The sequence below is a fragment of the Arthrobacter sp. MYb214 genome (assembly GCF_002979865.1).
GTDB lineage: Bacteria > Actinomycetota > Actinomycetes > Actinomycetales > Micrococcaceae > Glutamicibacter.
Genome location: NZ_PCPZ01000003.1, coordinates 152,427 through 167,571 on the forward strand (window position 1 = coordinate 152,427; position 15,145 = coordinate 167,571).

At 63.8% G+C, this 15,145-nt stretch carries 12 protein-coding genes; 9 read left to right on the forward strand and 3 right to left on the reverse strand.

From position 1 onward, the window contains the following. Nucleotides 1-190: 190 nt before the first annotated feature. On the forward strand, nt 191-2,713 hold the full coding sequence (locus tag CQ012_RS09490; RefSeq protein ID WP_146112941.1) for a hypothetical protein: 2,523 nt from the start codon (nt 191-193) through the stop codon (nt 2,711-2,713). A 98-nt stretch (nt 2,714-2,811) separates the two neighbouring features. Here the strand turns inward: CQ012_RS09490 and CQ012_RS09495 are convergent, their stop codons facing one another. Continuing rightward, nucleotides 2,812-3,372, reverse strand: a complete 561-nt coding sequence (locus CQ012_RS09495) for a histidine phosphatase family protein (protein WP_105662014.1) — start codon at nt 3,370-3,372, stop codon at nt 2,812-2,814. A 64-nt stretch (nt 3,373-3,436) separates the two neighbouring features. Next, nucleotides 3,437-4,267, reverse strand: a complete 831-nt coding sequence (locus tag CQ012_RS09500; RefSeq protein ID WP_105662015.1) for a metallophosphoesterase family protein — start codon at nt 4,265-4,267, stop codon at nt 3,437-3,439. A 248-nt stretch (nt 4,268-4,515) separates the two neighbouring features. Between CQ012_RS09500 and CQ012_RS09505 the strand changes: the two genes are divergently transcribed. The 8 genes from CQ012_RS09505 to CQ012_RS09540 all read left to right on the forward strand — a co-directional run bounded on the left by CQ012_RS09505 (nt 4,516) and on the right by CQ012_RS09540 (nt 12,156). Continuing rightward, nucleotides 4,516-5,466 (forward strand): beta-ketoacyl-ACP synthase III, encoded by a 951-nt coding sequence (locus CQ012_RS09505; RefSeq protein WP_105662016.1) that lies wholly within the window; start codon nt 4,516-4,518, stop codon nt 5,464-5,466. A 138-nt stretch (nt 5,467-5,604) separates the two neighbouring features. After that, the gene (locus CQ012_RS17760; RefSeq protein WP_105656228.1) at nt 5,605-5,943 is read left to right on the forward strand and encodes an ArsR/SmtB family transcription factor; all 339 of its coding nucleotides are present in this window, start codon (nt 5,605-5,607) and stop codon (nt 5,941-5,943) included. Beyond that, nucleotides 5,940-6,920 carry a TIGR03086 family metal-binding protein gene (locus tag CQ012_RS09515; RefSeq protein WP_105662017.1) on the forward strand — a complete coding sequence of 327 codons (981 nt, stop codon included), beginning with the start codon at nt 5,940-5,942 and terminating at the stop codon, nt 6,918-6,920. The genes CQ012_RS17760 and CQ012_RS09515 overlap by 4 nt, the downstream gene beginning before the upstream one ends. A 9-nt stretch (nt 6,921-6,929) precedes the next feature. Then, nucleotides 6,930-7,367 (forward strand): SRPBCC family protein, encoded by a 438-nt coding sequence (locus CQ012_RS09520; RefSeq protein WP_105662018.1) that lies wholly within the window; start codon nt 6,930-6,932, stop codon nt 7,365-7,367. 136 nt (nt 7,368-7,503) lie between these two features. Continuing rightward, a complete protein-coding gene (locus CQ012_RS09525) occupies nt 7,504-8,208 on the forward strand; it encodes a FadR/GntR family transcriptional regulator (protein WP_105656225.1) in 705 nt (234 codons plus the stop codon). Beyond that, nucleotides 8,205-9,200, forward strand: a complete 996-nt coding sequence (locus CQ012_RS09530; protein WP_286134627.1) for an asparaginase — start codon at nt 8,205-8,207, stop codon at nt 9,198-9,200. Before CQ012_RS09525 ends, CQ012_RS09530 begins: the two co-directional genes overlap by 4 nt. Nucleotides 9,201-9,247: 47 nt before the next feature. Continuing rightward, complete coding sequence (locus CQ012_RS09535; protein WP_105662019.1) at nt 9,248-10,663, forward strand: aspartate ammonia-lyase; 1,416 nt, start codon at nt 9,248-9,250, stop codon at nt 10,661-10,663. Between the two features lie 14 nt (nt 10,664-10,677). Next, the gene (locus tag CQ012_RS09540; RefSeq protein WP_105662020.1) at nt 10,678-12,156 is read left to right on the forward strand and encodes an amino acid permease; all 1,479 of its coding nucleotides are present in this window, start codon (nt 10,678-10,680) and stop codon (nt 12,154-12,156) included. Between the two features lie 71 nt (nt 12,157-12,227). Here CQ012_RS09540 and CQ012_RS09545 read toward each other — a convergent pair whose 3' ends face one another. After that, entirely contained in the window at nt 12,228-15,140 is a 2,913-nt protein-coding gene (locus CQ012_RS09545; RefSeq protein ID WP_286134629.1) for an FAD-binding and (Fe-S)-binding domain-containing protein, read from the reverse strand. Between the last annotated feature and the right edge of the window lie 5 nt (nt 15,141-15,145).

Genomic DNA, 15,145 nt, shown 5'->3' on the forward strand with positions numbered 1-15,145 from the left:
CCGGCTTGTCCTTTTACCGGTGAAGTGAAAGGCGGAACTCGCTCCTTAAACCCGCCGCATGTTTCTTAACTGGACTTTGTTCCTCCACTTACTTGTTATGTAATTGGAAGGTCATATTCCAATTGTTCGACTTTAAGTTTCCAAGAACGCCCGGATGTGACGCCATCATCGCACCATGTGAGGACTCACCTTGGAATATACGCAATTGCCTGATGATCCAAAGGTGCCACCGGCACCTTTGGATCCATTGCCAGCGCCGGCGGCACCGGCGAACCCGTTCCAGAATGCCGGGCAGAACCGGCAGGTCAGGAAATTCACCAACGCGGTCCTGGAATTGAAGTCGCGTGCCAGCCTGCAGCTTCTTGGATTCCAAGCCGGCGCCATTGCGGCCATTGGCATCGTCCTGGCTCTTTGCTATCTGATCCCCCTGGCCTCGATGGCCAAGGAGATCGGTGGCGGCAGCTCCGCTGAATTCAACGTGGCGTCCCAGCTCAATTCCTTCAAGGCCTTCATCATGGTCTTCGGTGCCGTCCTGGGCGGCGGGCTGAAGATCACCGGATCCGGAGGCGGATTCGGCATGTTCGGCGAGCTCAGCCTCGCATTCGCCCTCGTTTCGGTCACCTCCATCGTGGCAATCTGCGCCGCGAACTACCTGATCGTGCGCAAGCTGCGTCGTGGCGCACGCAACGGCGGTTGGAAGAGCGCTGCATTGGCCTCCGGACTGCACGCGCTGGTCCTGGCATTGGTCTTCCTGGTCATTGCGCTCTTCGGGAAGCTCAGCATCCAGGGTGGCGAATTCTTCTCCGCCGCGGTGTCCCCGCGATATGCAGGTGTCTTCTTCACGATTGCCTTGGCCGTTTTCTTCTCGCAGTTCCTTGCCACCGCACCCCAGCGCGCCAACGCCGGATCCCCATTGATTACCGGCGTCCGCGAGGCCGTGGCCCTGGCCGTTTCGACCTTGGCGGCTTTCGCCTTGGGCGGCATCATTGCCGCATTCACCCAGCGTCCAGATGACATGCCCTGGAGCTTGGGCCTGATCCTGCTCCCGCTGCTGGGAACCATCGGTTCATATGTGGCAGCGTTGGGCTTCCTCGGGGCGCTGGCTCCGAATGTCTCCGGCATGGCCAGCTTCCTGGGCGAATACACCGCCGATGCCCTGCCCGAATCCGTCCTGCGCATCTGGGATATCGCCGACGGCAAGGGTGCTTGGCTCCTGGTCCTGAGCGCCCTCCTGGTACTCCTGGCGGCTATCCGTATTGGCGTGCACCGTGGTCGACTGGCCACTGGTTTCAACCTGCAGCGCGCTTGGCAGCTGCCAGTAGCGGCTTTGGTCCTGTGGATGATTCTTGCCGGGCTGACCAACATCTCCCTGGGTGGCGCTATCACCGCCAACGAGATGGGCAACATGAGCGGCAGCATGTCCTACGGCATCACCTGGTACTCGGTGATCTTCCTGGCACTCGGGGCCGCAGTTGTCTCGCTGCTGGCAGAAGTCCTGCCCTTGCAGGTCTACCGCTTCGCCCCATCCCTGCTGGCAGTGATTGCCGGCAAGGACGCCGCGGCGCGATGGATTTCCGGCCAGGCACCCGCCGTTGCTCCGGCTTCGCCGGTTGCAGCCGCACCCAGCCAGGCTGCTCCAGTTGCCGCCGCAGCCCAATCCACCCCTGCCGCGGCCGCCAACGGCCAGCCGATGGCTGGTGAACCGGCTCCGGCGCTGGCCCCGGCCTCGGAAGAGTCCAAGAAGAAGGCCAAGGCCGTTGGCTTCTCGGTTCTTGCGCTGGCAGTCATTGCCGGTCTGGGCTTCGGTGCCATCGCCTACCTGAACGGGCAGCGCAAGCCCGAAGCTGAAGTTGAGAAATACCTCGCGCTGCTTGCCGAGGGCCAGGCCGGCAAGGCGACCGAGATGGTCGACCCGGGGATCGACAACGCCTCGCGCGTCCTGCTCAGCGACGATGTCCTGGGCAACGCCAAGCAGCGCTTGGAACTCGTTGATGTCATCGAGGAATCCAAGGGCAAGGACTCGGCCCGTGTGCGAGCGATCTACTCCATCAACGGCGAGCGCCACGAACGCTCCTTCAATGTCGACGCGGGCGACAAGGACTTCGGCCTGCTCGATACCTGGGTGCTCAATGAATCATTGATTGTTCCGGTGGAGATCACCTCCGATAAGAGCTCGGAAGTCACTGTCGGCAAGGCCAAGGTCAAGCTGCTTGAAAGCGAGGACTACTACGGCGAGGGACGTTCCTTCACCGGCAGCTTCTATGCCTACCCGGGCATCTATGATGTCTCAGCGCCTGGCAATGAATACCTGACGAGCGAAGCGCAGGAATTGCGCGTCAACCATCCTGATTCGCAGCCGGCACAGGCGGCGCTGGTTACGACCACCACCGAGAAGCTCGACGAGCTGGTTCTGGATGAGGTCAAGAAGTTCGCTACTGCCTGCGTGACCGTTCCAACCAACCTCGATGACGGTTGCCCGAGCACCTTGCAGTCCAAGGACATCGCATCGTTCTCTGTGAAGTCGCATGCTGAAAGCGTGGCCATCGAGGAATCGGGCAGTTTCTCAAGCTCCGAGATCGTCTTCAAGTACAAGCTCAATGACACGGAGTTCATTGATTACGACGAAGAAGAGCTCACCCGCAGCTTCACGGGCAGCGTGGATTGGTACGGCGAGAAGCCCCAGGTCACCGTCGAAGGCGCATCCTGGTGGTAAGCCGCTGCTTCAGCTGCTGCTAGCCCGCCGCTGACTAGAACGCAAAGCCGCGTGCCGGCCATGATCCATGGCCGGCACGCGGCTTTGCCCTTTGCTTCCTAATGCCACAGCGGTTCGCGCGAGACGTGGTTGACCAGTAGCTGCGCATCCAGCTCGACATAGGTTCCATTGGCCATGCGCGGATTGCTTTCGCCGGTGAGCGCGGCGATTACCGAGCAGATCAAGGCGCTATGGCTCACGACCATCACGTTCTGCCCGGGATGCTGATGGCAGATCTTGAACAATGCGTTCACTGCACGCCCCACCAGATGCTCTTCGGTTTCTCCGGTGCCAACCAGCAGCTGGCGCTGTTCGTCGGCGCCATCGGCCACCAGGGTGCCTTCGAGATCGCCGAAGTCCTGCTCCATCAGTTCCTGGTTTTCGTGCAGGGCACGGATGCCCAGGCTATTGGCGAGGATCTGCGCTGTTTGGCGGGCACGGAACAACGGGGAGGAATACACCGCGTCCCAAGTACCTTCGGGTGCCAGCTCGGTGGCCAGCTGCTGGGCTTGGCGGATGCCGGTATCGTTCAGTGGCAGGTCGCTGCGTCCATGCAGGCGTCCTGCCTTGTTCCATTCGGTCTGTCCGTGGCGGATCAGGATCAGGTTCTTTGCGCTCATCGTCTTCTTCTTTCTGGCATGCACCGAAGCAACAGGTGCCCGGTGCGAAGTAGTGTTCTTGAAGTCAGTTGCCGGTCTGCGAACTCTTGACCGGCGCTGGCAGCGGGGTGCTCGCGTGCAGCGCGGCGTACTGGCCGCTGGATGCAGCGAACGCGTCGACCGATTTCGCCCCGACCTTGATGACATTGAATCCCGCTGCGGGCTCGTCAACGATCTGCGTCGGGGCAAATGGATTCATGTTGTAGGACACTGCAGGAGCCATGAACACCGGGGTGCTCAACAGCTGGCTGGTGGACGCCTGATGGTAGTGGCCGCAAAGGATTGCACGGATATCGCTTCCGGCGGCGATGGCCGCCAGCTCCATCGGGTTCTCCAGCCCGCGGCCGGCGCGGGCTTCATTGGCGGCTTCCACCGGAGGATGGTGCAGCAGAAGCAGGGATCCGCGCGGCGCCGGAACCGCCAGCAGCGAGGCAAGCCAATCGAGCTGCCGCTGTTCCAAGCGTCCCCGGGCCAACTGGAATCCCCCGCTGTCCAAGCCGATAATCCGAAGCCCCAGGACCTCGTGCACCGTGTCGGCTGGATGCGGACCGGTGGACAGACGCCTGGTGTTGAAGGATTCTCCAATCGCGCCCAACGGATCATGGTTGCCCGGAACGGTGATGACCGGACAATCCAGTTCGCGCTGGGCCTGGTTGAAGATCCCTGCGGCCCGCTCATGGATGTCCGAACCGCGGTCTGCGATATCGCCGGTCACCACAATGGCATCCGGACCCAGATACGCGGCTGCTTCCAGCGCCTGTTCTGTTCGTTGCCACGAATCAATGGATCCGTGAAGCAGCTGCCCTTCGGGACGCAGGTGGGTGTCGCTCAATTGGATTATCGTCAGAGGTTCCATTTTTTCCTCCTTCACGGCTGCTGCATTTCATCCCATTGAACGCCGGGGTTCTTGCCAGCAGGTGAACAGGGTGTCGACGCCATATGAAGTCCTGAAGAATCGGGGTTTTGCCGATAATCGGACAAATCGGCCATGGAAGTCAGGTAAAACTGGCTGACACATGCTTTCTGGCGCATATGAACGGCGAGTAGCATCCAAAACGACTAATCTTAGAAGAGAAGATTTGAATCCACCGAGGAGCTATATCCATGACCGGCAGCAAAGTCGTCGCCTTTGGCCACTTCCAGCCAGAGCGCATCGTCCCTAACACCGAGCTGGAAAAGTTGGTGGAAACCAGCGATGAATGGATCACCCGACGTGTCGGCATCGAAGAACGCCGCTGGGGAACCGGTGTTGAAACCGTAGACTCCATGGCCATCAAGGCCGCAGAGATGGCGCTGGGCAACGCAGCTGGCATCAAGGCAGCCGATATCGACATGATCATCGTCGCCACCTGCACCGCTACGGACCGTTCGCCGAACATGGCCGCACGCGTAGCTAACGCCCTGGGCATGGACCAAGGGCCGGCAGCGGTGGACGTGAACGTGGCTTGCGCAGGCTTTGCCCACGCCGTTGGCCTGGCCCAGGGCACCATTGCCGCTGGCTCGGCGACGAATGCCTTGGTTATCGGCTCGGAGATGCTCACCGACTACACCGACTTCACCGATCGCACCACCTGCGTGCTGACCGCGGACGGCGCTGGCGCCTTCGTGATCACCGCGTCGGAAGACAACGGCATCTCGCCGGTGGTCTGGGGTTCGGTTCCATCCCTGTCCGATGCAGTGCGCATCGAAGAAGAAAACAACATGAAGTTCGCGCAGAACGGCCAGAGCGTTTACCGCTGGACCGTCACGCAGCTGCCGAAGATCGCTTCGAAAATCATCGACCGTGCCGGCATGAAGCCTGAGGAGCTGGATGCCATTGTCCTGCACCAGGCCAACCTGCGCATCATCGAGCCATTGGCAGAGAAAATCGGCGCACCGAACGCGCGCGTGGCCACCGATGTGGTGTACTCGGGCAACACTTCGGCCGCTTCGGTTCCGCTGGCCCTTTCCAAGTTGATGGCTTCGGATGAGCCATTGCCTTCGGGTTCCAAGGCGTTGCTCTTCGCCTTCGGTGGCGGCCTGGCTTACGCCGGCCAGATCATCACGATCCCTTAAGTATTTTCGCCATGAGTGGGCGCTACGGCATTTTGCCGCGGCGCCCACTAGTGCTTTAACGGCGCCTTCCGCATCTGCCCTAAAAAGCTGCTCCGAACCCCTTGCAACAACGCGTTAGTGACTGCTAACGTATTTTTCATGCTTGATCTACTGGAAGTCGCTTCCGAGCCAACGCGCAGGCGCTTGATTCAGTTGCTGGGTTCCGGGGAACGCACGGTGACGGAACTGGCCGCGAACTTCGCCGTCAGCCGCTCCGCCATCTCGCAACACCTGCTGCTGTTGATTGACGTAGGACTGCTGCAAGCCCGCAAGGATGGCCGCAGCCGCTACTACTCGCTGGACCCTGCAGGCATCACGAAGCTCAAGGCCCTCCTTGACTCGTTCTGGAATACCGAACTCGACCTGCTCGTTGCCGAGGCCGCCGAATTGGCGTCGTTCAATGGGCCACCGCACCAGCCACCAGGAGAAAAGCCATGAGCTTTGAACGAACAGTCATCCTCCCCGTTGACGCCGACACCGCCTTTGCACTGGTCACCAACCCGGAACGCCTTCGCCGCTGGCAAACCGTTGCCAACCGCGTTGACCTGCAGACCGGCGGCAGCTACCGCTTCACCATGGGTCCGGGCCACCAGGCCTCGGGCACTTTCACCGAAATCGAGCCCGGCAAGCGCCTGGTCTTCACCATGGGATGGGAAGGTTCGGATGCCGTTCCGCCCGGCGATTCGACGGTTTTCATCACCCTGGAACCGCTGGATCAGGGCACGGCCCTGACCTTGCGCCATGAGGGGCTGGACGCCGAGCAGTCCTCGGGCCACGCCGAGGGATGGAACCACTTCCTGGATCGGCTGAAGGAGTTTGCCGAAACCGGCGAAGCAGCCATCGACGAGTGGAACGCCGTGCCCGAGCCGCAGAATCCGATCGTTTCCGCCGAGGGCTCCGTGGCAGCCCTGCAGTTCATCCTGAACAACATCTGCGCAGCGGACCTGGCCAAAGCCACTCCCTGCTCCGAGTTCTCCGTGAGCGAGCTGCTGGATCACCTTGCGGGTTCGGTCTCGATGATCGGCGGTGCCCTGGGCGCTGCGGTATCCGATGACCCGGCCCTGGCGCCGGAAGCACGCATCGCCAACCTGGTGCAGCCGACCCTGGAGGCTTTTGCCGCTCGCGGCGTTGCCGGCGAGATTGATCTCGGATTCGCTGTCATGCCGGCTTCAGTGGTTGCCGGGATCCTGAATCTGGAACTGATGGTTCACGGGTGGGACTTCGCCCAGGCGACCGGCCAGGAGTTCGCGATCCATCCTGGCCACGCGGAATACGTACTGGGCTTGGCACGTAAGACTGTGGGACCGGCTCAGCGCACCTCCGGTTCCTTCGCGGAAGAAACCATGGTCGCCGAATCCGCCAGCAGCCTGGATTGCCTGATTGCGTTCACCGGCCGCGTTCCCGCAGGAGCCTGAGGACCTCCCATGGTTGACGTCTCCACGAGCATCGCTATCGACCGGCCACGTTCGGTGGTGGCCGGCTACGCGATGAACACGCTGAACGCTCCAGCGTGGTACCGGAATATCCACTCGGTGCGCCGGCTGGATCCCCATGGCTTCGGCCTCGGATCACACACCGCCTTCGAAGCCAGGTTCCTTGGACGGAAGCTTTCCTACACCTACGAAGTCACCAGGTTCGCGGAGAACGAGGAACTGGTCATGGCCACCGCGCAGGACCCGTTTCCCATGCGCACCACCTATCGCTTCGAAGCGATAGGGCCAACGGCGACCCGGGTCCACCTGCGCAATGACGGCGAGCCAACTGGCTTCGGCAAACTGGCCGGCCCGCTGATGGAAATGATGATGCGGCGAGCCAATATGGCTGATCTCCGGGCGCTGAAAAGCATCCTGGAGAAAGACTGAGGACCAGCGGCGAACACCGCGGATACCTTGCCTGTGGCATCGCGTCCGCGGTGTTCGCGCGTCGCTGACCTGAGCATTCCCGATTGCTCCAGTTCCCGACTTGACGTTAAGTGGATCACACCCCAGACTGGTACACGTGAACCTGTCTGACAGCTGGACACCCGGACAGCAACCGATCGAACGACGATCCGCTGCCGAAGGCGTCTTCCATGCACTCCGCCTAGCCATTGAAGCCCAGGAAATCGCCATCGGCGCGAAACTGGGATCCGAAGCTGCCCTCGCGGCCGACTACGGCGTGAGCCGCTCGGTCATCCGCGAAGCGCTGCGCTCCTGCGCGGCCCTGGGCCTGACCCGCACCGAAACCGGGCGCGGCACCTTCGTGGTCTCCCACCGGCCCACCCGCGAGCTGAAACTGGGCACGTTCTCCTCCGACGACCTGCACGAAGCCCGTCCGCATATCGAAATCCCGGCTGCCACCCTCGCCGCCACCCGGCGCACCGCCGAGGACCTGGAGCGGATCAGCGGGCTGATCGAGGCGATGGAGCAGGAAGACGACCCGGCAGCCTGGGTCGAGCTGGACGCCGCCTTCCATGCCGCGATCGCCCAGGCCAGCGGCAACTCGGTGTTCTCCAAGGTCGTCGCGGACATCCGCGAGGCCATGGCCCGCCAGTCCGAGACCGTGAACCTGGTTGCCGGCCGCCGGTCGCCGTCGAACTCGGAGCACCAGGAAATCTACCAGGCCATCGCCGCCCAAGACCCGCAAGCGGCCAACAATGCGATGGCCAAGCACCTCAATGCGGTGCAGCAAGCAGTATCCACCATAGTCAGGAGCAAGAAGTGACCCCCGCCGATCCCCAGACCCTGCGCGCTTCGCTGGTCGTTGAGGCACTGCCGCAGCACGAACCGCTGGTCATCGCCACCCGCGGCGAGGCCGTGGAGTCCATCCACTACGGCTCGGCCGTGCTGCTGGATCCCGCCGGCTCCATCGCCGCCAGCCGCGGCGATGCCCAGGCCGCGTTCTACCCGCGCTCGGCGCTCAAGCCGCTGTTCGCCGTGGGCATGCTGCGCGCCGGACTGCAGCTCGACGACCAGCAGCTGGCCTTGGCCTCGGCCAGCCACTCCGGGAGCCCGCGCCACCTGCAGGTCGCCGAATCCACGCTGGCCGCCGCCGGCCTGGACCACACAGCGCTGCGCAATTCCACCGACCTGCCCTACGGCGTTGCCGAGCGCCAGGACTACCTGGCCGCTGGCGGCAAGGCCACCGCGCTCGCGCAGAACTGCTCGGGCAAGCACGCCGCACTGGCGGCCCTGTGCGAGCTCAAGGGCTGGGACACCGCCAACTACCTGCACGACGAGCGCCTCCTGCAGCTGCTGCAGGACACCGTGGAGGATCTTTCGGGCGAACAGATCTCCGGGGTGAGCACCGACGGCTGCGGCACCCCGGTCTACCGGATGACCCTGGCCGGATTGGCCCGCGCCTTCGGCAAGCTGGCCAGCGCCGCGCAAGGCACCGCCGAGGCACGCGTGGCCGCGGCAATGGCCGGCTACCCGGAACTGGTAGCCGGCGTTGGCCGCGATGTCACCGCCCTGATGCGCGCGGTGCCCGGCTCCGTGGCCAAGGACGGTTTCGAGGGCATCCAGGCCGTGGGCCTGCCCGATGGCAGCGCGCTGGCCGTGAAGATCGCCGACGGCTCGGACCGCGCCCGGATGCCGATCACCGCCAAGCTGCTCGCCGAGCACCTGGGCTCCGAGGCCGCGATCGCCCTTGAACCGCTGGCTACCAGCCCGGCCTTCGGCGGCGGTGCGCCCGTGGGCCTGCTGGCCGCACTGTAATTTTTTCCGTTCCAACCATTTCAACGAATCCTGGAGAAGAATCCACCATGCCTGAAACCTTGCTCAGCGGCCAGACCCGCAGCGAGCATGACCTGATCGGCGACCGCGATATCCCGGCGGATGCCTACTGGGGCGTGCACACGCTGCGCGCCAAGGAGAACTTCGACATCACCGGCACCGAGCTGTCCGGCAACCCGCACCTGATCCGCGCATTGGCGCGCGTGAAGCAGGCCGCGGCGCGTGCCAACCACGAGCTGGGGCTGCTGGACGCCCAGCGCGCGAACGCCATCGACCAGGCCTGCGAGGCCATCGCCGGCGGGGCGCTGCATGAGCAATTCATCATCGACCCGATCCAGGGCGGGGCCGGCACCAGCACCAATATGAACGCCAACGAGGTCATCGCCAACCTGGCGCTGGAAATCCTGGGCCATGCCAAGGGCGAGTACCAGCACCTGCACCCCAACGACCACGTGAACCTCTCGCAGTCCACCAACGACGCCTACCCGACCGCGGTGAACATCGCCACGCACTTCGCCACCCAGCCGCTGCTGGCAGCCATCGAGGTGCTGCAGGATTCGTGCATCGCCAAGGCCGCCGAGTTCCGCACCGTGGTGAAGATGGGCCGCACCCAGCTGCAGGACGCCGTGCCGATGACCGTGGGCCAGGAGTTCCGCGGCTGGGCCGTGACCCTGGGCGAGGACCGGGCGCGGCTGGAAGAATCGCTGTGCCTGGTCACCGAGATCAACCTCGGCGCCACCGCCATCGGCACCGGGCTGAACGCCCCGGCCGGCTATGCCGAGGCCGCCTGCCGCCACCTGCGCGAGCTGACCGGCCTCCCGCTGACCACCAGCCCGGACCTGATCGAAGCCACTTCGGATGTGGGCGCGTTCGTGCACCTCTCGGGCGTGCTCAAGCGCGTGGCGCTGAAGATCTCCAAGATCTGCAACGACCTGCGCCTGCTCTCCTCCGGTCCGCGCGCTGGCCTGAACGACCTGCAGCTGCCGGCCGTGCAGTCCGGTTCCTCGATCATGCCCGGCAAGGTCAACCCGGTGATCCCGGAAGTGGTCAGCCAGATCGCCTACCAGGTGGTGGGCCACGACTTGACCGTGACAATGGCCGCCGAGGGCGGGCAGCTGCAGCTGAACGCCTTCGAGCCGGTGATTGTGCACTCGATCGGGCTCTCCCTGAAGCACCTGGCCAACGGCTGCCTGACCCTGGCGCACAAGTGCATCGACGGGATCACCGTGGACGAGCAGGCGCTGCGCCGCGAGGTGGAGAACTCCATCGGCCTGGTCACCGCGCTGAACCCGCGACTGGGCTACGCGGCATCCACCTCGGTGGCCCTCGAAGCGCTGCACACCGGACGCGGCGTGGCCGAGCTGGTGCTCGAACGCGGCCTGCTCTCGGCCGAAGACCTCAATGAGTTGCTCTCCCCCGAGCGCCTCGCCAACCTCACCGACTAGATCCGAGGAATCATATGGATAATTCCACTCCGCACGCCACCGCGGCGCACGTCCCCGATGCCGCGCTGACGGCCGGCGACAACGATTACCACAAGGGCCTGTCCTCCCGGCAGATGCAGATGATCGCCATTGGCGGAGCGATTGGCACCGGCCTGTTCATGGGCGCCGGAGGGCGCCTCGAGGCGGCCGGCCCGGGCATCGTCATCAGCTACGCGGTCTGCGGCTTCTTCGCCTTCCTGATCCTGCGGGCGTTGGGCGAACTGGTCATGCACCGTCCGTCGACCGGCTCCTTCGTCTCCTACGCCCGCGAGTTCTACGGCGAGAAGGCGGCCTTCGCCACCGGCTGGCTGTACTGGCTGAACTGGGTGATGACCGCCATCGTGGACATCACCGCGGTCGCCCTGTACATGGGCTTCTTCGGCAAATACGTGGGGTGGATCAGCTCGGTGCCGCAGTGGCTCTGGGCGCTGGCCGCGCTGGCCGTGGTGCTCACCATGAACCTGATCTCCGTCAAGGCCTTCGGCGAGATGGAATTCTGGTTCGCGCTGATCAAGGTCGTGGCCCTGGTGGCCTTCCTGATTGTCGGCTGCTACTTCGTCATCTTCGGTACCCCGCTGGACGGGCATGAGGTCGGCTTCTCGCTGCTGGCCGATAATGGGGGGCTGCTGCCCAACGGCCTGCTGCCGGTGCTGGTGCTGATGCAGGGCGTGGTCTTCTCCTATGCTTCCATCGAGCTGATCGGCACCGCCGCGGGTGAAACGGAGAATCCGGAAAAGGTCATGCCCAAGGCGATCAACACCGTGATCATCCGCATCGCCGTATTCTACGTCGGCTCGCTGGTACTGCTCTCGCTGCTGCTGCCCTACACCGCGTACAGCGCCGGGGAATCGCCGTTCGTGACCTTCTTCGGATCCATCGGCGTGCAGGGCATGGACGTGGTGATGAACCTGGTGGTGCTCACCGCGGCGCTGTCCTCGCTGAACGCCGGGCTCTACTCCACCGGGCGCATCATGCGCTCCATGTCATTGAACGGCTCGGCGCCGAAATTCGCCGGGCGCATGAACAAGGCCGGGGTACCCTACGGCGGCATCGTGATCACCGCCGTGGTGGCAGTGCTCGGCGTGGTGCTCAACGCCGTGGTCCCGGCCAAGGCCTTCGAGATCGTGCTGAACTTCGCTGCCATCGGCATCATTGCCTCCTGGGCGATGATCGTGCTGTGCCAGATGGCCCTGATGAAGTCCGCCAAGCGCGGAGAGCAGGATCGACCCAGCTTCCGGATGCCATTCGCCCCGGTTTCAGGCTGGGTAACCCTGGGCTTCCTGGCCCTGGTGCTGGTGATGATGGCCTTCGATAATCCGGTAGGCACCTGGACGGTTGCCTCGCTGGTGATCATCATCCCGCTGATCATCGGCGGCTGGTACCTGTGCCGCGGACGGATCAACGAGATCGCCGAGGCACGGCTGCGCAACGAGCAGCCGGCCAACCAGCCGTAGCAGGATCGCAGAACCGGCCCGGATGCAGCATCGCGCTGTGTCCGGGCCGGTTTTCTGCGTTCCGAGCCTGGCTAGCCGGTGATCTTGGCCTTGAGCAGCACCTGCGCCAGATGCATGCCGCGGACCTCCGTGCCCTCGGCGATCTGCGTGCGGCAGGAGAATCCGTCGGCGAGCACCACATCGTCCTGCGCACGATTGCGGATGGCCGGGAAGAGCTCGCGTTCGCCCAGCGAGCGGGATAGTTCTGCATGTCCGGGTTCGAATCCCCAGTTGCCGGCCAAGCCGCAGCAGCCGGTTTCGATTTCACGCTCGGCAATGCCGATGCTGCGCAGCACGGCCGAGGATGAGCCATGGTCACCCTGCGAACGCTCATGGCAATGGACTTGCGACACCGCGCCGACGTTCAGCTGTTCGAAGGGCCAGCTGGCGCTGGGCTTGCCATCGGCCGGAACATGCTTGGCGATCAGATCCGCGAACGGCACGACGGCCGCCGACAGCGCCGCCGCGCGAGGATCCTCGGGAACCAGCTCGGTGATTTCGTGGCCGAGCATCACCGTGCAGGACGGTTCCAGGCCGATTACCGGGTAGCCGGCCTTGACCAGGGGTTCCATGACGTCCAAGGTGTGCTTGATGACCTTGCGCGCGGTATCCAGCTGGCCGGTTGAGTGCCACGTCAAACCGCAGCAGACGAACCCTTCGGGAATGATCACCCGGTAGCCGAGGGTTTCGAGCACTTCGACTGCCGCCTCGCCTGGTCCGGTATCCAGGTGGTTGTTGAAGGAATCCGGCCAGAGCACCACGGTGCCCTGCGGCGATGCGGCTTCTGTTTCGTTCCGCTTGGCCGCCCAGCGCTGCAGCGATTCGCCCGAGAACGTGATCATCTTGCGTGTCGGTTCAATGCCGCCAACCTTCTTGACAAGCCGTTGCACCGCTTCGAAGCGCAGCACGGTGTTGGCCAAGGATGCCGCACCTGGCACCTGGTGCATCCAGTGGGTAAGCTTGGGTAGCCACCCCATGGTGTAGTGCGCCATCGGGCGGATGCGACCCTCGTAGAACTTGTGCAGGAACTCCGACTTGTAGGTAGCCATATCCACATTGACCGGGCATTCGGAAGCGCAGGCCTTGCAGGACAGACAGAGGTCCAGGGCGTCCTTCACCTCTTCGGACTTGTAGGCATCGGGCAAGGTGGTGCCGCGGAACATCTCGGAAAGCACCCGGGCACGGCCACGCGTGGAGTTGACCTCGTTATGAGTGCCCTGGAAGGACGGGCACATGGCCCCCTCGTCCGAACGGCACAGGCCTACGCCCACGCAGCGGTTGACCGCGTTGACCAAGGAACCCTTGTCGCGCGAGAGCGCATGAACCGGCGTCAGCTCGAAGCTGCGCTGCCCGGGTCCGGGACGCAGCGACTCATCGATGCGTTCCGGATTGACCAATACCCCGGGGTTGAACAGGCCCTCGGGATCGAAGGCCGCCTTGAAGCTGGCGAATGCCTTCATCATCTTCGGGCTGTACATGCGGGTGAGCAATTCCGAGCGCGCCCTGCCGTCCCCGTGCTCGCCGGACAGCGAGCCTCCGTGCTTGGCTACGGTGTCGGCGGCCTGTTCCATGAACTGGCGGAAGATCGCCATGCCTTCTTCGGTGCCCAAATCGAAGGAGATGCGCACGTGGACGCATCCCTCGCCGAAGTGCCCGAAGGGGATGCCGCGCAGTCCATGGGTGTCCATGAGCGCGTACAGGTCGCGCAGGTAGTCGGCGAGATTTTCCGGCGGAACCGCGGAATCTTCCCAGGACGGCCAGGCCTCGCCGCCATCTGGCAGACGGGTGACAATACCGGCGGAGGCTTCGCGGATCTTCCATAGCGTGCGGGCCTCGGCATGGTCCGTCACGACCACGGCATCGATCGCAGCTCCGGTCTGCGCGGCATACGCGGACTGCACCAGCTCATCGGCGATGCTTCGTGCCTGTTCCATGGTTTGCCCAGCAGTCTCGCAGAAGAGCCAGCCGCCGGCCTTGGCTACGCCACCGCGGTTGGCGGCACCCATGCCTGGCAGGTTGGATCCGGCATCCTGCTGCCCGGGGCGGCTACGCAGCGCATCGAGCAGATCTCCGCCCATGCCTTCCGCGGTGGCAAGGCCTGGCCGGCGCAGGGATGCGGCCGCAGCCGCGGCGTCGAAGACCGTTTCAAAAGCCAATACTGCCAGCGCCGTATGCTTCGGCTTCTCGACAAGGCGCACCACCAGCTCGGTGATGACCCCGCAGGTACCTTCGGAACCGGAGAGCGCCTTGGCGACATTGAACCCGTTTTCCGGGAGCAGATAGTGCATGCCGTAGCCGGAGACCTGGCGGGCGAAGCGGCCCAGTTCGGTGCGCAATTCCTTGAGGTTCGCATCGCGAAGCGCCTTGAGCTTTCCGTCAAGTTCTTCGCTGCTGGTGCCGTCGGAGTTGACCTCAACCACGGATCCGTCGCCTAGCATGATCTTCATGGACACGACGTTGTCCGCGGCGGTGCCCCACGCCAGCGAGTGCGAGCCGCAAGCGTTGTTGGCCACCATGCCGCCTACGGTGCAACGGCTATGGGTCGACGGGTCCGGGCCGTAGGTCAGCCCGTATTCAGCAGCCGCATCACGCAGCTGGTCGCAGATGACTCCAGGCTGGATGCGTGCGGTCTTCGCCTCGGGATCGATGTCGAGGATCTTATTGAAATAGCGGGAGGTGTCCAGGATCAACCCCTCGCCGATGGCGTTGCCCGCAACCGAGGTGCCGCCACCTCGCGACGTGATCGAAAGGCCTTCGGCCTTGGCATATTCGATACCCAAGGCGATGTCGGCCTCGCTGCGCACTTCGAGGACCGCTTGCGGAACCCGACGGAATATCGAGGCATCGGAAATATATGCAGCCCGAGTCGTCAGATCGGTCCGTAGCCGTTCCCGCATCTCATTTGCCTCAGGACTCAAGGTCTGGATGCTCGACTGAGCTGACATGGTGA